General features: G+C 36.2%; 27 protein-coding genes, 1 tRNA gene and 1 pseudogene. 17 read left to right on the forward strand and 12 right to left on the reverse strand.

The window, feature by feature from the left end:
• Positions 1-8 precede the first annotated feature (8 nt).
• Complete coding sequence (locus I585_RS20460) at positions 9-1,355, forward strand: glucose-6-phosphate isomerase (RefSeq protein WP_010740117.1); 1,347 nt, start codon at positions 9-11, stop codon at positions 1,353-1,355.
• 106 nt (positions 1,356-1,461) lie between these two features.
• Here I585_RS20460 and I585_RS20465 read toward each other — a convergent pair whose 3' ends face one another.
• Both I585_RS20465 and I585_RS20470 read right to left on the reverse strand, forming a co-directional pair.
• The gene (locus tag I585_RS20465; RefSeq protein WP_010740116.1) at positions 1,462-2,679 is read right to left on the reverse strand and encodes a tyrosine-type recombinase/integrase; all 1,218 of its coding nucleotides are present in this window, start codon (positions 2,677-2,679) and stop codon (positions 1,462-1,464) included.
• On the reverse strand, positions 2,679-2,957 hold the full coding sequence (locus I585_RS20470) for a hypothetical protein (RefSeq protein WP_010740115.1): 279 nt from the start codon (positions 2,955-2,957) through the stop codon (positions 2,679-2,681). The genes I585_RS20465 and I585_RS20470 overlap by 1 nt, the downstream gene beginning before the upstream one ends.
• A 206-nt stretch (positions 2,958-3,163) precedes the next feature.
• Between I585_RS20470 and I585_RS20475 the strand changes: the two genes are divergently transcribed.
• Positions 3,164-3,805, forward strand: a complete 642-nt coding sequence (locus I585_RS20475) for a hypothetical protein (RefSeq protein WP_010740114.1) — start codon at positions 3,164-3,166, stop codon at positions 3,803-3,805.
• Positions 3,806-3,807: 2 nt separating this feature from the next.
• On the opposite strand, the gene I585_RS20480 is transcribed toward I585_RS20475, so the two are convergent.
• The 3 genes from I585_RS20480 to I585_RS20490 form a co-directional block, all read right to left on the reverse strand.
• Positions 3,808-4,008, reverse strand: a complete 201-nt coding sequence (locus I585_RS20480) for a hypothetical protein (protein WP_010740113.1) — start codon at positions 4,006-4,008, stop codon at positions 3,808-3,810.
• 89 nt (positions 4,009-4,097) lie between these two features.
• A complete protein-coding gene (locus I585_RS20485; RefSeq protein ID WP_010740112.1) occupies positions 4,098-5,156 on the reverse strand; it encodes a DUF5067 domain-containing protein in 1,059 nt (352 codons plus the stop codon).
• A gap of 1 nt (position 5,157) precedes the next feature.
• A complete protein-coding gene (locus I585_RS20490) occupies positions 5,158-5,769 on the reverse strand; it encodes a hypothetical protein (protein ID WP_010740111.1) in 612 nt (203 codons plus the stop codon).
• 209 nt (positions 5,770-5,978) lie between these two features.
• Between I585_RS20490 and I585_RS20495 the strand changes: the two genes are divergently transcribed.
• Positions 5,979-6,938, forward strand: coding sequence for an IS30 family transposase (locus I585_RS20495; protein WP_002330482.1), 960 nt, complete (start codon positions 5,979-5,981; stop codon positions 6,936-6,938).
• A 2-nt stretch (positions 6,939-6,940) separates the two neighbouring features.
• On the opposite strand, the pseudogene I585_RS20500 reads toward I585_RS20495, so the two are convergent.
• Positions 6,941-7,345 (reverse strand): annotated as a pseudogene (locus tag I585_RS20500) (type I restriction endonuclease); the annotation flags it as partial.
• Between the two features lie 168 nt (positions 7,346-7,513).
• Here I585_RS20500 and istA point away from each other — a divergent pair.
• The 12 genes from istA to I585_RS20550 all read left to right on the forward strand — a co-directional run bounded on the left by istA (position 7,514) and on the right by I585_RS20550 (position 16,583).
• Positions 7,514-8,740, forward strand: a complete 1,227-nt coding sequence (gene istA / locus I585_RS20505) for an IS21 family transposase (protein ID WP_010741239.1) — start codon at positions 7,514-7,516, stop codon at positions 8,738-8,740.
• Positions 8,741-8,750: 10 nt separating this feature from the next.
• Entirely contained in the window at positions 8,751-9,512 is a 762-nt protein-coding gene (gene istB, locus I585_RS20510) for an IS21-like element helper ATPase IstB (protein WP_003129321.1), read from the forward strand.
• Positions 9,513-9,566: 54 nt separating this feature from the next.
• Positions 9,567-10,271 carry a phage distal tail protein domain-containing protein gene (locus tag I585_RS20515; protein ID WP_010740107.1) on the forward strand — a complete coding sequence of 235 codons (705 nt, stop codon included), beginning with the start codon at positions 9,567-9,569 and terminating at the stop codon, positions 10,269-10,271.
• Positions 10,268-11,317, forward strand: coding sequence for a hypothetical protein (locus tag I585_RS20520; RefSeq protein ID WP_010740106.1), 1,050 nt, complete (start codon positions 10,268-10,270; stop codon positions 11,315-11,317). The genes I585_RS20515 and I585_RS20520 overlap by 4 nt, the downstream gene beginning before the upstream one ends.
• Positions 11,318-11,319: 2 nt before the next feature.
• The gene (locus I585_RS20525) at positions 11,320-12,108 is read left to right on the forward strand and encodes a hypothetical protein (protein WP_244266026.1); all 789 of its coding nucleotides are present in this window, start codon (positions 11,320-11,322) and stop codon (positions 12,106-12,108) included.
• A 12-nt stretch (positions 12,109-12,120) separates the two neighbouring features.
• Positions 12,121-13,971: a BppU family phage baseplate upper protein gene (locus I585_RS20530; protein ID WP_010740104.1), complete on the forward strand. Its 1,851-nt coding sequence runs from the start codon at positions 12,121-12,123 to the stop codon at positions 13,969-13,971.
• 10 nt (positions 13,972-13,981) lie between these two features.
• Positions 13,982-14,326, forward strand: coding sequence for a hypothetical protein (locus I585_RS20535; RefSeq protein WP_010740103.1), 345 nt, complete (start codon positions 13,982-13,984; stop codon positions 14,324-14,326).
• On the forward strand, positions 14,327-14,440 hold the full coding sequence (locus I585_RS23910) for a CD1375 family protein (RefSeq protein ID WP_010739627.1): 114 nt from the start codon (positions 14,327-14,329) through the stop codon (positions 14,438-14,440).
• 37 nt (positions 14,441-14,477) lie between these two features.
• Positions 14,478-14,603: a CD1375 family protein gene (locus I585_RS23915; protein ID WP_010740102.1), complete on the forward strand. Its 126-nt coding sequence runs from the start codon at positions 14,478-14,480 to the stop codon at positions 14,601-14,603.
• Positions 14,604-14,651: 48 nt separating this feature from the next.
• A complete protein-coding gene (locus I585_RS20540; protein WP_010740101.1) occupies positions 14,652-15,062 on the forward strand; it encodes a phage holin family protein in 411 nt (136 codons plus the stop codon).
• Positions 15,063-15,167: 105 nt separating this feature from the next.
• Positions 15,168-16,181, forward strand: coding sequence for a peptidoglycan amidohydrolase family protein (locus tag I585_RS20545; RefSeq protein ID WP_010740099.1), 1,014 nt, complete (start codon positions 15,168-15,170; stop codon positions 16,179-16,181).
• Positions 16,182-16,511: 330 nt separating this feature from the next.
• A tRNA-Met gene (locus tag I585_RS20550) sits at positions 16,512-16,583 on the forward strand.
• Between the two features lie 269 nt (positions 16,584-16,852).
• On the opposite strand, the gene I585_RS20555 is transcribed toward I585_RS20550, so the two are convergent.
• The 6 genes from I585_RS20555 to I585_RS20585 form a co-directional block, all read right to left on the reverse strand.
• Positions 16,853-17,686 carry a hypothetical protein gene (locus tag I585_RS20555; RefSeq protein WP_010740098.1) on the reverse strand — a complete coding sequence of 278 codons (834 nt, stop codon included), beginning with the start codon at positions 17,684-17,686 and terminating at the stop codon, positions 16,853-16,855.
• Positions 17,687-17,734: 48 nt separating this feature from the next.
• Complete coding sequence (locus tag I585_RS20560) at positions 17,735-17,920, reverse strand: hypothetical protein (RefSeq protein WP_010740097.1); 186 nt, start codon at positions 17,918-17,920, stop codon at positions 17,735-17,737.
• A 358-nt stretch (positions 17,921-18,278) separates the two neighbouring features.
• Positions 18,279-18,533 carry a hypothetical protein gene (locus I585_RS20565; RefSeq protein ID WP_010740096.1) on the reverse strand — a complete coding sequence of 85 codons (255 nt, stop codon included), beginning with the start codon at positions 18,531-18,533 and terminating at the stop codon, positions 18,279-18,281.
• 180 nt (positions 18,534-18,713) lie between these two features.
• The gene (locus I585_RS20575; RefSeq protein ID WP_010740094.1) at positions 18,714-19,109 is read right to left on the reverse strand and encodes a hypothetical protein; all 396 of its coding nucleotides are present in this window, start codon (positions 19,107-19,109) and stop codon (positions 18,714-18,716) included.
• 22 nt (positions 19,110-19,131) lie between these two features.
• Positions 19,132-19,482 carry a hypothetical protein gene (locus I585_RS20580; RefSeq protein WP_010740093.1) on the reverse strand — a complete coding sequence of 117 codons (351 nt, stop codon included), beginning with the start codon at positions 19,480-19,482 and terminating at the stop codon, positions 19,132-19,134.
• Between the two features lie 70 nt (positions 19,483-19,552).
• Positions 19,553-20,545 carry an IS30 family transposase gene (locus I585_RS20585; protein WP_010740092.1) on the reverse strand — a complete coding sequence of 331 codons (993 nt, stop codon included), beginning with the start codon at positions 20,543-20,545 and terminating at the stop codon, positions 19,553-19,555.
• A gap of 147 nt (positions 20,546-20,692) precedes the next feature.
• On the opposite strand from I585_RS20585, the gene I585_RS20590 reads away from it, so the two are divergent.
• The gene (locus I585_RS20590; protein ID WP_010740091.1) at positions 20,693-20,878 is read left to right on the forward strand and encodes a hypothetical protein; all 186 of its coding nucleotides are present in this window, start codon (positions 20,693-20,695) and stop codon (positions 20,876-20,878) included.
• A 584-nt stretch (positions 20,879-21,462) separates the two neighbouring features.
• Positions 21,463-21,681, forward strand: coding sequence for a hypothetical protein (locus I585_RS20595; RefSeq protein ID WP_010740090.1), 219 nt, complete (start codon positions 21,463-21,465; stop codon positions 21,679-21,681).
• Positions 21,682-21,924 lie beyond the last annotated feature (243 nt).

Consider the following 21,924-nt stretch of genomic DNA (forward strand, 5'->3'; position numbering starts at 1 on the left):
GAAAAACAATGGCACACATTCATTTCGATTATTCGAAAGTAGCACCATTTGTGAGCGAGCATGAAATGGACTACATCAAATCTGAAGTAGCTCTAGCTCACAAAGAATTACGCGAAGGTACTGGCGCAGGAAGCGACTTCCTAGGCTGGGTTGATCTTCCAGTAAACTATGACAAAGACGAATTTGCGCGCATCAAAAAAGCAGCTGAAAAAATTAAATCTGATTCTGAAGTATTAGTAGTTATCGGAATCGGCGGTTCATACCTTGGAGCCCGTGCAGCAATCGAATTCTTACATCAAAGTTTCTTCAATGTATTGGATAAAGAAGATCGTAAAGCACCACAAGTATTCTTTGCAGGAAACTCAATCAGCTCAACATACATTGCTGATTTGATCGAAGTGATCGGCGACCGTGATTTCTCAGTAAACGTAATTTCTAAATCAGGAACAACGACTGAACCAGCAATCGCATTCCGTGTCTTCAAAGAACTATTAATTAAAAAATATGGTGAAGCAGAAGCAAACAAACGTATCTACGCAACAACTGATAAGGCTCGTGGAGCAGTTAAAGTTGAAGCTGATGCAGCAGGTTGGGAAACTTTTGTTATTCCTGATGATGTCGGCGGACGTTTCTCAGTGCTTACAGCAGTTGGTTTATTACCGATCGCAGCTAGCGGCGCAGACATTGATGCGTTAATGCAAGGTGCGGCTGATGCTCGTGAAGCTTACTCAAGCGAGAACTTAGATGAAAATGAAGCCTATCAATATGCAGCACTTCGTAATATTTTATACCGTAAAGGCAAAGTGACTGAAATCTTAGTCAACTATGAACCTGGTATGCAATACTTCAACGAATGGTGGAAACAATTATACGGCGAATCAGAAGGAAAAGACTTGAAAGGTATTTACCCATCAAGCGCAAACTTCTCAACTGACTTGCATTCATTTGGACAATACATCCAAGAAGGCCGCCGCAATATCTTTGAAACAATCGTGAAAGTGGAAAAACCTCGTAAATCGGTGGCGATCCCTTCACAAGAATCTGACTTAGATGGCTTAGGCTATTTAGAAGGTAAAGATGTTGACTTTGTTAACTCTAAAGCTTACCAAGGAACATTATTAGCCCATACAGATGGCGGCGTTCCTAACTTCGTATTGAACATCCCAACAATGGATGCTTATACACTAGGTTATGCAATGTACTTCTTCGAAATCGCAGTAGGTGTTTCTGGTTATCTATTGGGTGTGAACCCATTCAACCAACCAGGTGTAGAAGCTTACAAGAAAAACATGTTTGCCCTACTTGGAAAACCAGGGTTTGAAGATTTAGCAAAAGAATTGAATGATCGCCTATAAATCAATGTTTCTGGCTAGTTGAAAACTAACTGGTGATAGAAACATGTTTGCATCATTCCTTTTTTGGTGATAGAAAAGGTGATAGTGAACTTGAAAAAGCACTCAATTACGAGTGCTTTTTCTTTTGCTCTTCTAAATATTCCTCAAATTTTTTCACTGATCGTTCCTTCACTTCAGGAGTCACAGAAGCATAAATTTGAGTTGTAGAGATGTCTTTATGACCAAGAAGGTCTTTTATATCGTCCAGATCAACTCCGGCCTGTCTCATGCGGATCGCATAAGTGTGACGGCCATCGTGTACCTTAATGGGAGTTAAGCCCGCTTTACGCGCTATTCGAACAGAAGCGCCGTTCACTGAACGATTTCGAACTATTTTACCTTTTGAGCTGCTAGAGGTATAGATAAACACATAATCAGAATTATTTTTCTGTAAGGGTGTAACTCCTATAAGATCATAAAAATATTTATAGAATTCGAGTAGAGCAAATTTTGTTCTTTGTGTGATTGGTTGATCACGTTCGCCAGCTGGAGTCTTTGTGTCATCAATTATGATCGCATCTTTGTTTTCTTTAACTTCTGCACGATAGAGTCGTTCTCGCTGTACATCAACAAAATTCTTTTCGAAATTAAAATCTGACCATCTTAATGCCATCACTTCCGCTTTTCTTAATCCACAATCAAAGATTAACAAGAAGAACGGATACCAAAATGGTTCTTTTTCTTTTTTAGCAGCTTCGTAAAATAAATCCACTTCTCTCGCGGTGTAGTGTGGAGGAATCTTCTCTTTTTTCGGCGGTAAAGGAAATTCGACGAAATCAGTTGGGTTTTCACTCACGTACCCGAGTTGTATCGCTTTTTTATAAGCATTCGAAAGGGTGGCGTTTACTAATTTAACTGTATTAAAAGATAATCCTTTCTTACTTCTACCTTTTCCGTTAAGTGTGAATAGCATATTAATGAACTTCTGATGATCCGCACGAGAGTAAGTAGTTAAACGATGCTTCCCAATATAAGGGTTTATATACATCCGAATATTGTCACGATGAACAATTCTAGTACCTTCTTTTACACTTAATTTGTAATCAGTGATCCACGTCTTTAGAAAGTGCTCAATGGTCAAATGCTTTACATCATCTTTTTTATAGTTTCCTTTAGCGATTTCTCCCTCGGTAATCTTAGCGAAAGTATCTGCTTCATCCCAAGATTTGAAACCTTTTTTATGAATTTTATTTTGACGCTTGGTGCCTGGGTCAACACCGTTTGAAACAAAAACCTCGTAGCGTAGTGCACCGTTTTTCAAGTTATATGATTTTATTGAAGCCATCAATCTTCACTCCTGAACATTGATTTTGGAAGAGTATAGAACTTTGGTTTATACCATCCTTTTTCATAAAACTTATCCATTTTTAGTTCTTTCTCTTGCCAGGTATAAACAGGGCGTGAAATCACATTTCCAGCCTCAATATCTTTTTTTAAATCTAGTTGATTTTTCAATTCTTTTTGGTATTCTTCCTCACTGTAACTAAACTTTGTAAGGATAGGGTATATCTTTCCTTCTGGCACCTCTTTTTTTAGTCTTTCTATCAATTCATATGGTGGCATAAAATCATTTCCTTTCGAAATATTTTGTATTCAATTCGAAAACACCTGCAAAAAATAGATTATTTTCACACGTTTCCTCGGAAAATCGAATAAAACAGCGTGAAATACGAATGTACGTTCGTTTTAAGTGTTAAAAGAAAAGCCCGAAGGCTAATTCTATGGTATAATTGGATGAGTTAAAAATAATCCAATCAGAGGTATAAAATATGGAAGCTAAAGACTTAATGGATATCATAATTAAGATTATCGGAACTGCAATTCCTGGTTATCTAGCTTATTATTGTCTGTATAAATTAAATATCATACATCCAAATAAAAACAGAATTGAAGAAAACAAGATTATTCTCAGTACACTAGCACTTCTTAATTGTTTCTTCGGATTGATGATTTTGAATAAGTACCAAAACAAAAGCATATTCGGAAATGTCTTAGTAGTATTCATTATATTTTTTCTTGTTTCTATTATCATAACACCATTCGTTTTACCGTTCATCCAGATATGGTTGAATAAATACTTGAACTTCATACGAAAAAAAAGGGGTATTGGGGAACTTGATCCATTACCAATTTATAAAGATGTCTTCCATCAAGAGGGTACTGTCAGAATTTCTGTATTTACTTTCGCAGGAGACTGCGTTGTATCCGGAAAAGCTGATTCGGTACCAGATGATAATCAGTTTGACTATTTTGCACTAAAATTAACATCAAATATTGAGAATCCAAAAGATTGGTCGGAGTCTGAAATAATAGAAAAGTACAAGGAAGCCGAACAATTAAAAAAAGGTACATTTATAACCTATATTGATTTAGAGAAATCACTAAAATTCTATGTTTTTGTAGAGGAGTAAATTTACTTTTTCTTGAAGAAATCATCATTTGAACTATCTTTCGTTTCATATTTAATTGTGTTTCTTTTGGGTGTACCGTGATCCTCGTAAAGACGTTTTTCTTTTCGAGATTCAGATATTCGATCACCATCATATCGTTTGTGAATTATTACCTCATCTCTTTTTGGATGATTTGGTTGAGTGTTTTTCTTATCTTTTGACATATAAAAAATCCTTTCCTACCGTGCTCGCACGGTTATTTTTATTCCCCAAGCCGGAATCGAACCGGCGGCGCCAGGTGGGGAGGGTAGAACTAATTTTCTGTAACAGAACCATCATAGTGCACAAAGACACTCTTTGCAGTGTGTGTCATGGTTCCATCGTTGGGATCAGTAGCTTTCACAAAATAGCCACGTTCGTCCTCATACATGCAACCCCACGTCCATGCTCCATTATTATCACCGAACTGACTCTGAGCTATTTGAACGGCTTGTGCTTCTGATGTGACAACCTTTGGTGCTCCGTGACCACCTTGGGATTCAGTTACTTGCTCCGATTTTTGTCTCTCCGCCTCAATTTGATCTTTCTGGGCTTGAGTGATGATATAGCCATTATCATCCATAGCTAAACCGTTCTCGCTTAAAGCCATTCCGAATGCTTCCCATTCTTTGTTGGACCAGTTCACGCGATCAGTTGGTGTTGATTTTAGTGTTCGTTGCTTCAACTGTTCATACGTTTCTTCTTGTGATGCGCTCTGATTTGTAGGTGAGGATGATGAACCTTCGGCATCGGAATCTGTATTTCCGATTAGCTTGATAATATAGGGTTTAAACTCACTTTGTTTACGGTTATCAAAATCAGGCAACATTTGAACTTCGTGAATATTATCCTCTAATGAATAGCCTTCGAATACTTCGATACTCTTACCAGGTAGCAATTCATTATTTTGATCATTACTACGCTTGTTGATTTTATTGACCGTTTCGATATCCTCACCGAATGCGTCAGAACTATGATATTCAGCGGTCATATTAACAAGTGAAGTATCTGTTTTTTGTTTAAATGAAATATCATGAAGAATTTGGTAAGGGAAAATATTCTTCTTAGATTTATTAGTCAGTTCAAAAGTTACATAAAGTCCCGGGCTAGGAACTGATGGACTCTGAATAACTTCAGAAGTAACAACTTTTAATTTGTAATCTTTAGTTTCCAAGACTCCATCATTGAAAGTAACTTCTTTTTTCTTCTCATTGCTACTAGTTGTTGTAAGTTTAGTTCTAGTCGAATCAGTCGTATCCGCTTTCTTATCACTCGAACATGCTGAGAAGAGCAGGGTAGAGCAGAGAAAGAATGCGATCGTTAGTTTTTTCATTTTAATCCTCCGTTACCTGAAGTCTTAATAGTTGAGCAGCTTCTTTTTGATCTGCAGTAAATCTTATGACATGAAGAACGCTTTTTTTATCTAGTGTACGAACGTACAAGTTGGCGTAGACTCGACTTGATTTCATTGATCCGCCAATCAAAGCTCCAGCAGTTCCAGCAATTGCAGCACCGAGTAATGCGCCACCAGTTGAATTTTTTTTGTCGGAGAATTCAATTTTTTCCAATAAAAAGTCAATTTTTTTTCTACCTTGTTTTATAGAAATTCTATTAGGTTCTTCTTGAGTGATTTTCGAAATCTTTACTCTTTTAATCTTTTTATAAGTCGATTCTTCAACTACGCCTTTAGAAGAGAAAGGTTCAAATGTTTTCTCAGTAGAAGAATAATCATGTTCCGGTTTGCTTCTACCTCTTTTAATTTCCTTTTTCTGCACTTTCTCGGCTCTTTCAATATCTCTCTTGGCTCTTTTTAATGCTTTTTTTCCTTCTGCCTTAGCTACTCGATCGGCATCATCTTTCCATTCTTGAAATGAATCAACTGTCTTTTCAGTGATATCTTTCGTTGCATCGAAGGTTCTTTTTCCTAAATCTTTCCAATCAACCATAAAAAACCACTCTTTTCTACTTCTGATTAAATCTATTTACAATTGTGATTATTTCTTTGGCGTAATTATAAATATCCATCGGTTGAGATAGTTCAAACACGGAGTGTTTTTCATCACGCCGATTGTAAAATTAAGCTAGACAACTAAAAAAGCCATTTGTGCTACACTCAAAATAGTTCTGACCAAAGAATTATAAGGAGTGAGTACAAATGACCTATACCCATCTTACAACGGATGAACTTGTAATGATAGAGTCTTATTTCAAAATAAATCAATCTGTTGCGAAAACTGCGCATTGCTTGAATCGTTCAAGACAAACGATCCATAAAGTATACCTATTCTTCAAGCAAGGAAAATCAGCCTTAGAATACTATCAACAGTATAAGAAAAACAAATCAAACTGTGGTAGACGCCCGCTTGTTTTACCCGAGGAACAATCAGAATATATTCAAAGAAAGGTTGTTCAAGGATGGACACCCGATGTGATTGTTGGTCGTGCAGCGTTTCCTATTCGTTGTTCTGCTCGTACCATTTATCGTATGTTCAAAAAGGGGCTATTTAATCCTTCTGACTTACCGATGAAAGGCAAGCGTAAACCGAATGGACATCAAGAAAGGCGTGGAAAACAAGCTTTCCGCCGCTCTATTCATGAACGTGAAAAAGATTATAGCCAATTCTCAAATGAGTTTGGTCACCTTGAAGGTGACACTATCGTAGGTCTGAAACATAAAAGTGCTGTAATTACCTTAGTTGAACGATTATCAAAAGTTATCATCACATTGAAACCGTGTGGTAGACAAGCGATTGATATTGAAAAAAAATTAAATCATTGGTTTGAATCTGTACCGAAAAATCTATTCAAATCCATCACTTTTGATTGTGGAAAGGAATTTTCAAATTGGAAACAAATCAGTAATGCCAATGATATTGCCATTTATTTCGCTGATCCAGGAACGCCGTCTCAAAGAGGCCTAAACGAGAATTCTAACGGATTGTTACGTAGAGATGGTTTATTGAAATCTATGGATTTCAATTCAGTAGATGAATCTTTTATTCAATCTGTCACATCTAAACGAAATAATATTCCTAGAAAATCACTGGATTATCGAACACCTTTGGAAGTATTTTTGAGTTACGTAAGTATTGATGATTTGTCTAACTTAATTTGACAATTAAGATCATTTAATTCAATCTTCATACCATTAGTATTGAATCGTACTCTCAGAATCCACTTGCGAATATTATCATCTAATAAAATATTGAAGTAACTGCGATTATCACGATAGAATAAACGATCAAGAGGAATTACATCTTTTAAAACCACCTTGACAATAGTATATGACTCTAGTTCTTCAGGTGTTGTAATAACTTCAGGTTCGTCAATTTCTGTAGTATTTGATTCTGATTTAGTGTCTAATTCATCTACTGATACTGATGATTTTAATGCCGCGCTTAATTTATCATTTACCTTTTCAGAGATAAACTGATTGAGTCCTTTTTTTATAATTGGTTTAAATTTATCAATGATCTGTTTTGTTTTCATCCCATCATAAATTTCACCAAGAAGGAACTTAATACCTGAATAATTCATAGAATTTCTGAAACTCTATTAAAAGCTTATTAACGCACGGTTCTTCTTTTTGTAAAGGGCCACGATAAAATGTAGGAAAAGGGCCATCGAAAATGTAGGTTAGATTTAAAATCTGATATTCTTTTTCATGAAACCATTCAAGGAGAGTGACTCATGCGAAAAGATGTCTTAGAAGGAGTCTTACGACACATTATGAACGATATTCAACCTAACTATGCAGCCATGGCCAAGCAATATAATTGTGATTACCGAACAGTCAAGCGTTACTATGAAGCTGGAACTAAAGGGGAAGTAGAACAGATCAAAAAGAGACAATCTTCTGCTCCTCTTTTATTAAGCGGTTTTGAAGAAATTATTAAAGATAAAATGGAGTTAAGCTGTTCCGCTTCTTCAATTTATTATTTTATTAAGAAAAAAGGATATCAAGGTGGCTATACCACCGTCAAACGATATTGTCGGAACTATCGAGAAAAGCGTGTAAAAAAGGCAACCATTCGAATTGAAACGACGCCAGGTCTTTCTGCTCAAGTCGATTGGAAAGAAAATATTAAGATGGTGAGTAAACATGGTGAAGTCTTTTACTTCAATCTTTTTCTATATATTCTAGGCTATTCTCGCATGAAATACTTAGAGGTAACCTTTGATCGAACCCAAGCGAATGTCTTCAATTGTTTGGTCAATGCGTTTGAGTACTGCGGGAATGGTGTTCCTCAAGAAATTTGGTTTGACAATATGAAAACAGTTGTTGATAGAAGTAAAAGCCAATTTGGTCAAACCGTTTTTAACGAAAAATTTCGTCAATTTGCTAAAGATGCTGGATTCAATCCGATTGCTTGTCGCCCTTTTCGTCCACAAACCAAAGGCAAAGTTGAAGCTTTAGCTCGTACTGTTAACCGCTTAATGGTCTTTAACTACGAGTTTGAAAATGAGCAGGAGCTAAAACGAATCGTCTATGAGTTTATGAATGACTTAAATAATGAACGTTCTCAAGCAGTGAATAATCATCCCTCTAAGCTTCTTATAGATGAACAATCGGTGTTGCGTCCTTTCAATCGTTTAGAATTAGTCAGATATGTTTCTAGAACCCAACACGTAATTAGAAAAGTTTCCATTGAATCCATGGTCCAATATCAAAACTCAAAGTATTCTGTTCCCGTGAAATATATTGGTAAAGAGGTAACTTTAGATGTCCGTAAGGACAGTCTATTCATTTGGTATGGCCATCAATGTATTCGCTCGCACCCATTAAGCAAAAAAACCTTAAATTATCAACGTGATGACTCTCTTGAGATTCTTCGATCTGATGTCTTCAAATACTTAGAAGACGAAGAGTTGGAGCGCTTTGTAGAAGAAAATTTAGATGCTTACGATGAATTATAAGGAGGCTCATATGTCAAATTACCATCAGTTATTAAATCAATTATCAGATTTAAATCTTACCTGTATCAAAGAAATTTTACCTGCCCATTTAGATGAAGTAGCTAAAAATGAACAATCTCTAGTTGATTCTTTATTTGAATTAACACATCAAGAAATTAGCTATCGTAGAAAGGAGACCCAAAGAAAAATTTTAAAACGGGCAATGTTTCCCTATCATAAACGCCTTCATGATTTTAACTTTGATTTTCAACCCAAAATCAAAAAAAGTGAAATTCAAGATTTAGTGACATTACGCTTTTTAGACACGTATGACAACCTTTTATTCATTGGAAATAGCGGTGTTGGAAAAACTCATTTAGCCGTTTCAATTGGTTTAGAGTGTATTGATAGAGGGCAGAGCTGTTTATTTATCACTAGTACAGAACTGGTTAATCGACTTATCCGGGCACATAAACGTGGGACAAGTGATACCATGCTCAAAAAATATGCGAGCTATTCTGTATTAATTATTGATGAAGTCGGGTATCTCCCCTTCTCAAAAGAAGGATCTAACTTACTGTTTCAACTAATTAATATGCGATACGAAAGAAAATCAACGATTATTACAACGAATATTCCTCTGTCTCAATGGTCCGAAATTTTTGGTAATAAGAAATTGACTAATGCTTTATTGGACCGATTGGTCCATCATTCTAAAATTATTCAAATTACAGGACCTTCCTATCGAATGAAAAGTTATAGTGAAACGAAAGGAAAAGAAACGAAACGATAAAGAGAAAACTACCTACAATTTCAATGGCCCAAAACCAACATTTTATTATGGCCCTTGACAGATATCATTTACGGTCTTCGTGATCACCAACAAACATATCAAATTTATCTTGAGTTTGTTAAATTCCTTTCGCATCCGCCTATTGTATTAAAGTATGCAAGTGACGCAGGAGAAAAATACAGAAATGTTGCACTGAAACAATTAACTAAGTCGGAACGCTCATTTGGCAGGTTGCTTAAAGAGTCTTTAGCGCTTGAATATTTAACCCCCTGGTATGAAGTAAAGAAAGCAGAAATTCAACAAAGTAATCAAAAAATATATACGAGAGGGAAAATATACGGATTCACTTTTCCTTACGTGTATACTCAAAATGCAAATGAAAAGACAGGAACTTTTAATGTTTCGAATGATTCAGTTTATCTTTTCAGCAATAAAGATCGTAGTTCGCCTGTAAAAGTAACGGTTTCCGGTGAATGTAAAAATCCGTATTGGGAAGTATTTAAAGATGGAGAACTCGTCGCTAGCGATGGGTTCTTTTTGAATTTAGAAGAAGGACAAACACTAGTAGTATCGAGTCTCTTTCAGGATCGAACAGCACTACTTTACGATTCTCAAGGGAATATTTCTTCTGTTTACCAACAGCAGGATCACACAAAAACAAATTTTGTCCACATGCCTATTGGAAACTCATCTATCGTTTTTCATACTGCAAATGCTGAGGTTTCTGTAGAAGTTTATGAGGAGTGTGATGTTTTTTGATTCTGTCCATACATCTATATAGGTTCGACTTATCGAAGTACGAAGAAGAATATATTAGCGAGGACTTTGATTTTGGAATTGATGAGATTTCTTCAAATTGGGTAAGTGAATTTGATTTGAATAAGTATGTACAAATTGAGAAAGGCGATTTTCTCTTAGCAAAAGATATCGAGAGCGGAAGAGTCCTATATTTCGGTGTAATTGATTCACAAGAAGATATCAAAATAAGATGTAGAGATTTAGCACAAGCACTTGGAGATAGTAGTTTCCCGACTTGTAAAACTACTGGTCCGAGTTTTGAGGAGCATTTCAAGCGACTGATAGAAAAGTATCTCTTGAGTGATCCGACAAAGAACCTTTCTGAGATTTTATCTGTGAATACAGTAACCAATACGAATCATAGTTATCAGGCAACTGAAGTTACATCGAGAAAACTGAATAGCTACCTACGAAACGCATTTAAAAAATACAACATTAAATGGACCTTCGAAGATATTCGAGAGGGTAAAATCTTTTCAAGTATCAAACGGATCGATACAACGAAACAAATTAAGGATAATTCAAGTGAGTTTTATGATTGGAATGTTTTCATCAAAAAACCGGGTAACGGGAATGAAAATATGTTACTGATCGTAGACAAAAAGATGACTGACATAGAGAATCCAAGAATTCTTTCAACCTATTACTTAGATGAGCAAAATGAGTTGACAACTGACAAGACGAATGTTGGCATCGTAAAGCCTACGGTTAGTATCGTATCAATTTACGATACCGAGCAAGAGGACAAGCCAACTTATGAAGAAGTAGCAAACTCAGAACTAAAAGGAAACGCTTATAGTCATGAAATCAATGTCAGTATTATTCTGGATACAAAGAATTTCGATATAGGAGATCTGCAAACTGGATTGCTCTTCGATGTGACAGTAAATAACAAGCTTTATAAATCTGTATTAAGTGCTTGGAAAATAAGCAGCAGTAGTAAATCAATCAAACTTACCTTCGGGAATATTCGAAGTAGGGTGAGTGATTATTTTGATGAAGATTAGGAGTGATAGATTTGGCAGATAATGTTGATGGATTTCAATTTGACAATGTGAAAGTTAGTGCTGCGAATGATGCAAAACTGTATCATTCACTAGCTCAGCGAAGAAATTATGTTATTAAAGGATATGAACAAGAATTAAGACTATCGAAAAGTGGTTTGAAGATTACAGTCGCCGCAGGTTGCGCGTTAGTGCAAGGGCGATTTATTTATTTAAAGGAAACTCAGACAATAACAGTTCCCGCAAATTCGAGTGGATACATCGTTTTACGAATTGATTTGACTCAAGAAGTGGTTCCGGACCTTGAAAATGATCCAGCAACAGATTTATATACTTGGACAAACAATCAGGTAAACCTCGAGTGGGTATCCTCACTGGTAAATGGTGATCTTAATCAGGGTGATAAGGTCTACACATTTTCACTCTGCAGCTTTAGTTCGAATGGTTCAAATGTTAATTATGAATTGAATGAAGGAAATTACAAAGGGTATGTGATTGTTGATTGGACAAATAATACTGACCCTGCAATCAAAGGTGGACAAATAAGATTTATCCGGACTGGCGATTTTGTTTTGGTCCATTGCAGCTTACAAACTAAAGATGCTGGGTTAAAACCTAAGGAAAATATAATCAATAAATTACCAGAAACTCTTGCTATAGATTTTAGTTCACATATTTCGTTAACAGGGTCTGGGGAATTGCTTGTTGATGCTCAAACTCAGGCGGTGAGTACTGTATGGGGATTGAAAGGGAATACTTATTATTTAGGGACAGGGATCTACTTAGCTAAATAGGGAGGTGGAATATTGAGTAATATAAAATTAGTATTGACTGAAAATAAGGCGAGTCCTTATCGAAAACAAAGAGTGGTTGGGCGATTAGGGGATGGAGGATTAACGACTATTGATGTTGAATTACTTCAATCAGATGGAAAGACACCATACTCCATTTTTTCAAATCAAGATCTGATTTTTGTTGGAACAAACTCCAAAGGCGAATATACAGATGGTGTTCCTGAGATCATTGATGGTCAAAAAGGTATCATTCGTTATACATTCACTAAAGAAAATTTTAGTGTTCTAAAAGAGTTTAAAAGAGCTTATTTTCAATTAACTGATGCTGATGGTAGCAGAGTTACTTTCCAAGATTTCACAGTTGATGTACTGAAAAATGCCGATATAGATCAGGGTCAAGTGACATTGTATATAAGGCTTTTAGACCAATTGCTATCTGACTTCGAAAAAAGATTTGGAGATCAATCTATTAATTTTGAAGAGAGATTTAAAGTATTTCTTCAAGCAAAAGAATCTCAGTATCAAAACATTTATCAAATGTACAATGACTTGGTTCTCAAACTTGATAAACTTTCGAAAGACACGAAGACAATACAAGAAATACAAATGGAAATCCTAAAATCGATCGAAGAACACGATGTGTTCACTAAACAAGAAAGCTCCGCAAACGTGATCTATCAGTTAATTGGGAAAGAAGAAGCTGAGATTTTAATTACTGCTGATTTCAAAGAAAAGATTACAGGATCAGTCGTTGAAAATCCTAATATTATTCGCTTTTCGACAAATTCAACATTTATGGCTCCGTTAACAGGTAGCGAACCAGGTCAAGTTCACTATGATCAAGCAATGACAAAGGATGGTGTAACGCTAAATGTTGGGAACACAAACTCAGACTATATGTCACAAATTCAACCAAACTGGAATCTGGTTGAAATAGTCGATAGAACTATTCCAGAATTATTTGAAACAGTTGGATTAACTGATGATAGCGAGAAAATAGAATTTATAAAAAATAGTGTTAGTTATATTAAAAATACAGTGGATGGTGTAGGAACAGGACTCCGCAGAAATAGATTAACTTTCAAAACGTATGATTCAGCTGGTGTTTTAGAAACCGAGGAGTCGGTTAATGACACTGCGAAAATTCAGGAGTTAGTAAGAGAATATGCTGATAGAGCGACGATCAAAAACATGATAAGTGATCGTGGTTTTTTAAGTGCACTTCTTTTTACAGAAGCATCAGACGGAGTAGCAGTTTCGCAAGCTTCTCTAGATTACACCAAGCTCGAATTTAAAATTAAAGTTTCTGCAAATCTATTAATTAAGTTAATGATAGCTGCCAATCACATAGAAAATTTAGCAGCTCAAGAAGAGGCAGAAGCAGGCGAAGACAATACTAAAACGATGACTCCACTTCGAGTCTTTCAGGCAATCGCTAAATGGACGAAAGATAAGTTCGTATCTATGACTGAAAATGAAACAGTATTGGGGATCAAGAATTTTGCGAACGGACTTCAGGTTAATGGGAGAAACGTGCTGTCCCAAAAAGGAGAAATTGTATTTGATCATACTAGCCAAACAGATTCGTCTATTCAATCTGGAATAGTTAGATTTAAACGATACGGAGATTGGATTTTAGTCAATTTTAACTTCCAGTGTAGAAGTACGGATATTGCCTCTGGCGGGAACCTTATCGATTCTTTAGAAGCAGATATAGTTCCATCCGGATCTATTCAGGTAGATGTTACTTTTGATAAGGCACTGACTATTGATGCTTCAGGTAAAGTAACAGCATTATGGGGGTTGGAAGCAAATAAATATTATGCTGGCTCTGCTATGTACTTTGCGAAGAATAAATTATAGGAGGAAAGAAATGAAAACTATTTATAAGGTCCTATATCCAGTAGGTTACGAGGAACACGAGGTTGCAGATGATTTTCCAACTTCTATTCCGTTTGTGGAAGATGTGCCGATTCAAAATTTAGAAAATCCACAGTCACAATTCTTCAATTTTTCTAAGAATAGATGGCAAGAAGTAGTTACTCAGAATTATGCAGAGAAATTGGAACTGATTGAAACGCTCACTCAGGCAGTTCAGGAAGAGAATGAAGTTCTTAAAGTGAAGGCTGAAGAACAAGCAGCTCAAATGACGGACACTCAGTTAGCATTAGCTGAAGTATATGAAATGCTAGTTCCTTCAGACAAGGAGGTAAGATAGATGGCAAATATTTACGTCAACTTGATTCAGAAAGGTCTGAAAACTATTGAGGAAGTACCAAAGACAATTAGAAAAGAAGTACAAGCGATCTTGGATGCAGACATTGCGGATTAAGATTGCTTTTTATTTGCTCAGAAAAGAGGTGAATACAATGGCAGTGGTCTACGCGACGTTGATTATCAAAGGCAAAAAGACAATCGAACAAGTACCTGGTCTGATCCGCGAACAAGTGAGAGAAATCTTACTGGATATGGATTTACCAGAATTAGCAGAGTAGCACACTTTCGAGTGTGCTTTTTATTTTGATTGGAAGGGGGAATTTATTTTGGAAAAATATTTAAATGCAGCATCTATTGTAACAGGGGTGTTGGGCGGTGTAATGGTTAGTTGGCTTGGAGGGATGGATGCAATTTTGCACGCGTTGGTATATTTGGTAATTGTGGATTACTTAACTGGATTATTAAAAGCATGGAATTTGAAAGAAATCAGTAGCAGAATCGGATTTATTGGATTGATTCGAAAGGTATTGATCTTTGTAGTTATTGCAGTAGCAGTGGAAGTAGAAAAGGTGATCGGTAGCTCGATTCCGCTTCGTGAGATCGTCATTATGTTTTATCTAGCTAACGAAGGCATTAGCTTCTTAGAAAACATTTCAGTGTTCATTAATTTTCCAGATCAAATTAAAGATGCTTTTTTGCAAATTAGAGGAACACATGATGAAAAGGAGGACCAATAACATGGATATGAAAAAAGCAAAAGAAGCTTACGAAAAATCCGATGATAAAAAAGTCGGTTTGCAGCCTCAACCGAAAGAGATCGAAGAAAAGAAGGAGGAAAAATAATGGCCATTAATATTGAAACGGGTTTAGCTGTTGTTCAGCGTTTCGTAAACAACTGCAGCTACAGCATGTATGGCTCGCGATATTATACGGACGGCACTTGTGATTGTTCGGGGTCTGTCTATCGTATTTTACGTGAATCAGGCGGTTTTGATTATGGATATATTCCGAGTACCGAAACGTTGCACGATTACCTTACGAAGTTAGGATATGAAAAAATCGCCGAGAACAGTGACTTTCCGATGCAACGCGGAGATATCATCATCTGGGGACAAAAAGGATACTCTGCCGGTGCCGGCGGTCACACAGGGATTGCACTAGATAATCAAAATTGGATAGAATGCACAGGATGGAAGGATACAACAATTATTGCCAATCATGATCAACGATGGGTAATGGCTGGGTGTCCTTATTTTTATGCCTATCGGTTGAAGTCCACGCCTAAACCGAATCCAAGTCCAGCACCAGCACCTAAGCCTCAACCTTCTGGAAATAAGAATGGTATTGCGATCGATAATGTCACCAAAGATCAGGCGGTAAAAATGGTTCAGCGTATTCAAACGAAATACGCCTGGACGTTGCTTCGTGACCAAGTGAAACGTGTGTTGCAGCCGAACAAAGTCTATACGCTGGTTATCACTTGCGATTCAAAATGGAAGTATGAGAATGCGGTCAATCGTTTGAAGCAAGAGCTTAAAACATACTATCCAGGCTACATGCAGCAAAACATTGCGATCGTTGATGGAGACAAACCTATAATCAAGATCGAGGCACGGAATTTGAATGATGAGCAAAGCAAGAAGATGGAAGGCCACGTGCGCAATTTCTTGAAGGATGTGCTATTAGACCAGCAGACGTATGCAGAAGCGAACTCTTATGGAACCTATGACGTTCGCGTTAAAGGGGAAGGATTCAACAATACAGATGCGCCTATTGTATTGAAGGAAATTCAAGAAATGGGCAAAGCGAAGGATGTTGGAATTAATCCTGCGCATATTAAAGGATTTCAGTATTAGAATGCGCTTGCAAGATATTAACAAAAGAGCTATTATGAATGTGTAAGTTTTGCCAGAACTTACTTCTTTTTCATAACTAAGTTTCATCTTGATCGGCAACCAGTCGGCCCTCTCTGCTGAGCTGGTTGTTTTTTTGTGGAACTTAGAAACATGAGTGTATCATTTGCAAAGAAATCGGTTTCTAGGTAACATCTACTCTATTGGGAAGTCACTCGCCCATAAAAAAAGGGAACGTCAGATACAGTTACTTGGGGAAGTGGACTGTGGGGAAGATCTGACGTTCTATTTCTTTATTGTAACACGTTTAAAAAATAATAATACTCATTTAAAGTACCCTTAGTTCAATTGGTAGAATACTCCGGTTCATATCGGAAGATGCGGGTTCGAGTCCTGCGGGGTACATAAAAAGTACATCCTCTTTTAGAGAAGGGACGCTAAATATTAAAATTTGATACAGATGAGCTCATGATTCCTCACGAAATACGTGCTATAATTGGATTACTAAATAACCATCCAATTGAGGCGATTTTATGGAAGATTTTACAGTAAAAGAGTTTATTGAAATGCTAAAAAATTAGATGAAAATAAAGAAATTGTTTTTTGGAGCTCTGGACATAGTATTCAAGTACACCCTGCAAAACTTGAAGAAATTGATATTGAGTATGACAAAATTAGAGATCGGTATGATCTTTGTGTATAAAAAAAGTATCCTTCGTGTACTTTCTATTTTGTTTTAGAGCGTCGTTAAAGTTGGGAATGTCACTTTCAGCCACTTCATTGTTCCAATGTGTGTTTAAGGGAATACCCGTTATCATATTATATATTCCATATTTTGGATGACCTAACCCGTAGATTGATCGATACTCTTCTTCTGAACTCGTAACACTTTGTGCCCATTGGTTCTGTTTCTGCGCCTCAAAGCGGGCTATTCGTGGCATAGGAAAAACTGCCCTTTCTGACTTGATGACATAGGTTAAATAAGTAAGGGAAATGAACTTATATATCCTTTCCCCTATTTTAAAAACTTCAGATGATGTTGGAATTTTTCCAGCGTGAAAGATACCATTCCGTAGAGTGACATCGTTTGTAGATAGATACTTAGCGCCGCTTTTAGGTACAATCTCATTAAAGTAGGAGTAATAAGCTAAGTTAAAAGCCCCGATGATTCTCTCAGAATAGGCGAGAGAATGTGCGAATTTAACTGATTCTTCTATGGATTTATTTAATTCAAAATAGGAATGTACCGCTACGAATTCTTCTCTAAAAGACTCTAACGCCGAGTAAAAGCAAGTAAACGCTTCAAAGTAATAACTGTCATTGAAAGCAGACAAACCGTTTTCAAATAGTAAAGCGAACTTCGGGATTGACAGGTACATTTCTAATTTGTGCCCGTTTGTACATTTCATATCGAGTGTGACTGAACCAAATGCATCTCCAGATAAAAGTGAAATTTTATTTTCGCGCGAACATCGAGGGCAAAATGGCGTAGATAAATGTATTGACATTAATAGTTTCTCCTTTCTAAATCAAAACTATTATAGCAAAAAAAGACCCTAGCGAGAGCTAAGGTCTTTTTTACGTTGTTCAATCAACCCCTCTAATTCCGCTAAATCGTCAAATGTAGCCTGTTTTTTGATGAATGAGCGGGACCGAGAGCGATCACTAAGATATTTAGCATGTTCTTTGTTCTTCTCAGCCCAGCGCTTATTAGCCTCCGTTTGCTTATTCGTTTCTCCCATAAATATCAACTCCTTACCTGAACCAAATTAACCACACTATCAATGCTAGAAAAATAATCCAAGCAATAGCAACTTTCCAATCAGGCTTAATTTTTTCTAAAGTGATGGTGAGATTTTTCCATTTCCATTCTTTTCTCATGGTATAATGAACATAGAAGCTGGGGGAGTTAATCTCCCCAGCTAAACTTGATTGAGAACTTGATTATTAGAAGGTTGATTTCGATGCCAACTTCTAATTTTTGAGTTCTCTTTTTTCTATGCTTCACTTTTTCACCTCTCTTTCTATATTCATATTATACTATGCATAGTATTTTGAGTCAACTATTTTAGTTAAAAAAATACAAAAAAGCCCGAAAAATCAGGCTCTCATCATTTCAAACTCCATCATAATCTTCGTCTTGCCAATCACCGCATATTTCTTCACCACGAACTGTTTCCTACTATTGTACTCCCCAGCAACAGCGATCCGCATCCCATCCTCTACATCTGCAAGGAAGTTCAACGAGTGACCAGCAATTAAACAGTTACTATCATCAAGCTTAAAATAGACGAGGGGACGTTCCGAATACTTTAGAATCTTTACGCTACTCACAATACCATTCATACTTATCATTTAAACCACTCCCATATTTTAGTATGTAGTAATCAAAATTATGAAGCCCGTTGGCTTTGCTGCAGTAGAAAGCAAAGCATCGTTCTCCGATTTCATCTATAGCGTTAGGACCGAAATCCCACAATAAGACTTGGAGACGATCGAATGTTATCAATCCTAGATGATAAGAGAAGATAGGATTCATTTCAGTTCACTCCATTTTTTCCAGTTGTAAACCTCAACATTTCTAATTTCATCGTAATATACTTTTTGATCACCTATGTAAATTCCCAACTCATCATAACCTCGAATCATTCCTATAACATCATCATAATACTGTGCATTTTCATTGAGGGCTTCTAACTGAACAGAGACAGGTTTGCTTTTTAGTCTAGCTTCGTTTAAGACCTTTTCGATTTCTTCGCTTTGCATTAACGGTTTTTGATTATTGACCTTAGACCGCTCGGTTACATCCTTATTGATTGCTGCTGTTTGGTCGGACAGATAAAATCCGATCCATTTAAGCATGTTCCGGTCCTCATAAACTTTTTTTGCTTCTAGAAAAAGTTTGGTTGCTGACTCTTCATCATAAATCAATTAGATCACCTCTTTTTTGGAACTACTTTTTCCTATTTTTAGGATTCATTACAAATGTTCCTGAAATTTCGTTGTGTTTCCGATAGATGTGGTAGCAATTGCTAACTAAAAGATCGTCTCCATCATCCTTCATGTATAAATGTACATCCTCAAATGGTCTAAAAAATATATTTACAAGATCGGACATTTGTTGTTTTGTTGGTTTTATTGACCGATCTGAGTGAGAAACCGAAACGTGTTCTTCATTGTAAATATCAGTGGCGATGACAAGGAAGTCTAAATTATTATAGGTCCATTTAAAACGTCCGCCTCCTGGATAGGGGCTTAAAAGGGTAATTCCTTTACTAGATACTATTTCTTTAACTGTTTTCATATGAACCACTCCTTATTATTAAAAGTAAGATCATTATACGAACATGTGTTCGGCTCGTAAAGAGGAATTATCAAATTAAGTGCAACACTTTATCATAAAAGACTTCATATGGTGTTTTCCAGCCTAAACATTTTCTAGGTCTAAGATTCATTTTGTCAACGAATTGCTCTATAAACTCGTCTGTATAGTCTCCTATATCTTTTCTCTTAGGCAAGTACTCACGAATCAATCCATTTGTATTCTCGTTTGTTCCTCTTTGCCATGGCGAGTAAGGATCAGAAAAATAGAACTCAACCGAATGTTTTTTAGTAATGTCTGAATGTAATGCAAATTCAGAACCTCTATCGGAAGTAATGCTTTTCAAGTTCATTGGATTTAACGAGACTAGTAAACTGTCCAAAGACGAGTAAATAGCTGCTGCTGATTTATTCATAGTTCTTCCCGCCAATAAAAAACGCGATTTGCGATCTACTAAAGTCACTAGGCAATTCTTTCCCTTTTTTCCATGCACAGTGTCTATTTCCCAATGTCCTAATTCAGAGCGCAATTCAGCTTCAGATGGACGTTCATGTATTGCATGAGAAATAGGAAGATGCCCACGAGTTTCTTCAAAATCTTTGGTTTTTCGTTGCTTTCCCTGATGACGCAATTTGCGAATAGCACCTTTACTATCACGGGAAAGAGTGCTATTAAACAGTCCGTGATAAATAGCTCGGTAAATGGTATTGTAGCTCACCTGAACGTTGATATCTTCGTGTTTTAGACGATGCACTATTTGTTCCGGAGACCATTGACGTATCAGAAATAAAGGTTCGATGATTTTTCTTAGAGACGGATTAGCTAACAATCTTTTCCTACCGCAGCGACTACGATTCTTCTTATAACTATTTTGAGAGAAGTGAGGAGAATAGTATCTTCTCTCAGTATGCCGTCGTAACTCTCTTGAAATAGTGGACGGACTTCGTTTCAACAGTATTGCAGTGCGGCGGACTGAAAAGCCCATACCGTTATAAAGGTAGATTAGTTCTCTTTCCTTAATTGATAAATGTCTGTATGTTCCCATGATCGCTCCTCCTTCGTCTCTGAAAAATCCTTGTTTTAATTATATTAGAAAGACTAGGGAAACACATCGTGTTGCACTTGTATTGTAAAATAAAGAAGGGGAACAAATTATTAAGAGATCTGCTATAATACATCCGAGGTGAAATGTATGGAATCATATGAGCAACAAATCAAAGATTTACGTGAAGGAAAAATTGAAAAAATAGAAGTCTCAAGAGAGAATTTTTTTCTTTGGCGAGAAGTTTGGATGAAGCAAGAGGACAAAAAATTCTTTCGTGGGATAGCTGGATTAAAAGGTCATATTACATATGTGTATGACACAACAGTAATTTAAAAAAGAGAAGTACGATGTGAACTTTTTATTCCGAAATTTTTTTATCTGTAATTCAGGAAAGTTAGTCATTTGCTGGTGATAGTACTGGTGATAGTGAATGTAAAATCGGTGTAATCTAGGAAGGGGACTTGTTCAGTAGGAATGTTGACATTAAGCTATTCTTTACTTAGGAAAATCAGGGGATATGGTATAACCCACAAGAAAAACATGTTCGCTTTACTTGGAAAACCAGGATTTGAAGATTTAGCAAAAGAATTGAATAATCGTTTATAAAATCACAAAAGAGCTCTCGCATGGCGAGGGCTCTTTTTTTAATTGGTATAGTAAAATTAATTTAGAGCTAATCAAAATTAATGATAAAAAACATATTGAAAGGTTAATGAAATCGGTTTTAAACAAATAAAGATAAATAGAAAATGAACAGCGGATTAAAAATAACCACAGTTGTTTATGTTTGTGTTTTGCGAATTTTCTAACAATTACGACATTTACCTTGATATCAAAGCAAAAAAACTAACAAAAAACGTTTCCATATTTCTCTCATTATGTTATTATAAGAACGTAGAAATAAAGGGGGATTTATTATGGAAACTATTGAAATTGGTCTTGCTTATGAATGCCGAGCAATCGGAATTGAAAAAGAAGTAATCGGTGTGGTTGAACAACTTTACAATAATACCGTATTAATCAACGTTGTGACGTGTGATCCATCTGATCGCGCCGCTGTAATTGAACTTCAAAATCGTTTATTAGTAAAATATGAGAATGTATTAGCATGTGCCGAGATTGAATGTACAGCGTAATTTTTGATAAGTATGTGAAATGTTTATTTTGACAGGAACTAGATTCGGATCTTACCATTAAGGTCCGAATCTTTTTTTGCGAGTTCTGCTTTTTGCAGTGTGTATGGCTCAAGGAAGAATAAATTTTTTAAGATAGGTATATAAATAAAATGGTTTAGCAGAATCGTATGCGAAGCGACAATCAGCCTATTTTTCGTGTATTTGGAAAAATAGATTCATTTTTGGGAGCTAGCTGTCAGTTGC

This window comes from Enterococcus malodoratus ATCC 43197 (assembly GCF_000407185.1).
Lineage (GTDB): Bacteria > Bacillota > Bacilli > Lactobacillales > Enterococcaceae > Enterococcus_A > Enterococcus_A malodoratus.

Bases quoted from the DNA above. Each gene is read 5' to 3' on its own strand.
- I585_RS20485 (WP_010740112.1), bottom strand. From the start codon at position 5,156: ATGAAAAAACTAACGATCGCATTCTTTCTCTGCTCTACCCTGCTCTTC.
- I585_RS20565 (WP_010740096.1), bottom strand. From the start codon at position 18,533: ATGATAAGTATGAATGGTATTGTGAGTAGCGTAAAGATTCTAAAGTAT.
- I585_RS20555 (WP_010740098.1), bottom strand. From the start codon at position 17,686: ATGTCAATACATTTATCTACGCCATTTTGCCCTCGATGTTCGCGCGAA.
- istB (WP_003129321.1), top strand. From the start codon at position 8,751: ATGTCAAATTACCATCAGTTATTAAATCAATTATCAGATTTAAATCTT.
- I585_RS20480 (WP_010740113.1), bottom strand. From the start codon at position 4,008: ATGTCAAAAGATAAGAAAAACACTCAACCAAATCATCCAAAAAGAGAT.
- I585_RS20490 (WP_010740111.1), bottom strand. From the start codon at position 5,769: ATGGTTGATTGGAAAGATTTAGGAAAAAGAACCTTCGATGCAACGAAA.
- I585_RS20595 (WP_010740090.1), top strand. From the start codon at position 21,463: ATGGAAACTATTGAAATTGGTCTTGCTTATGAATGCCGAGCAATCGGA.
- I585_RS20585 (WP_010740092.1), bottom strand. From the start codon at position 20,545: ATGGGAACATACAGACATTTATCAATTAAGGAAAGAGAACTAATCTAC.
- I585_RS23910 (WP_010739627.1), top strand. From the start codon at position 14,327: ATGGCAAATATTTACGTCAACTTGATTCAGAAAGGTCTGAAAACTATT.
- I585_RS20465 (WP_010740116.1), bottom strand. From the start codon at position 2,679: ATGGCTTCAATAAAATCATATAACTTGAAAAACGGTGCACTACGCTAC.
- I585_RS20545 (WP_010740099.1), top strand. From the start codon at position 15,168: ATGGCCATTAATATTGAAACGGGTTTAGCTGTTGTTCAGCGTTTCGTA.
- I585_RS23915 (WP_010740102.1), top strand. From the start codon at position 14,478: ATGGCAGTGGTCTACGCGACGTTGATTATCAAAGGCAAAAAGACAATC.
- I585_RS20560 (WP_010740097.1), bottom strand. From the start codon at position 17,920: ATGGGAGAAACGAATAAGCAAACGGAGGCTAATAAGCGCTGGGCTGAG.
- istA (WP_010741239.1), top strand. From the start codon at position 7,514: ATGCGAAAAGATGTCTTAGAAGGAGTCTTACGACACATTATGAACGAT.
- I585_RS20470 (WP_010740115.1), bottom strand. From the start codon at position 2,957: ATGCCACCATATGAATTGATAGAAAGACTAAAAAAAGAGGTGCCAGAA.
- I585_RS20495 (WP_002330482.1), top strand. From the start codon at position 5,979: ATGACCTATACCCATCTTACAACGGATGAACTTGTAATGATAGAGTCT.
- I585_RS20580 (WP_010740093.1), bottom strand. From the start codon at position 19,482: ATGAAAACAGTTAAAGAAATAGTATCTAGTAAAGGAATTACCCTTTTA.
- I585_RS20460 (WP_010740117.1), top strand. From the start codon at position 9: ATGGCACACATTCATTTCGATTATTCGAAAGTAGCACCATTTGTGAGC.
- I585_RS20535 (WP_010740103.1), top strand. From the start codon at position 13,982: ATGAAAACTATTTATAAGGTCCTATATCCAGTAGGTTACGAGGAACAC.
- I585_RS20475 (WP_010740114.1), top strand. From the start codon at position 3,164: ATGGAAGCTAAAGACTTAATGGATATCATAATTAAGATTATCGGAACT.
- I585_RS20590 (WP_010740091.1), top strand. From the start codon at position 20,693: ATGGAATCATATGAGCAACAAATCAAAGATTTACGTGAAGGAAAAATT.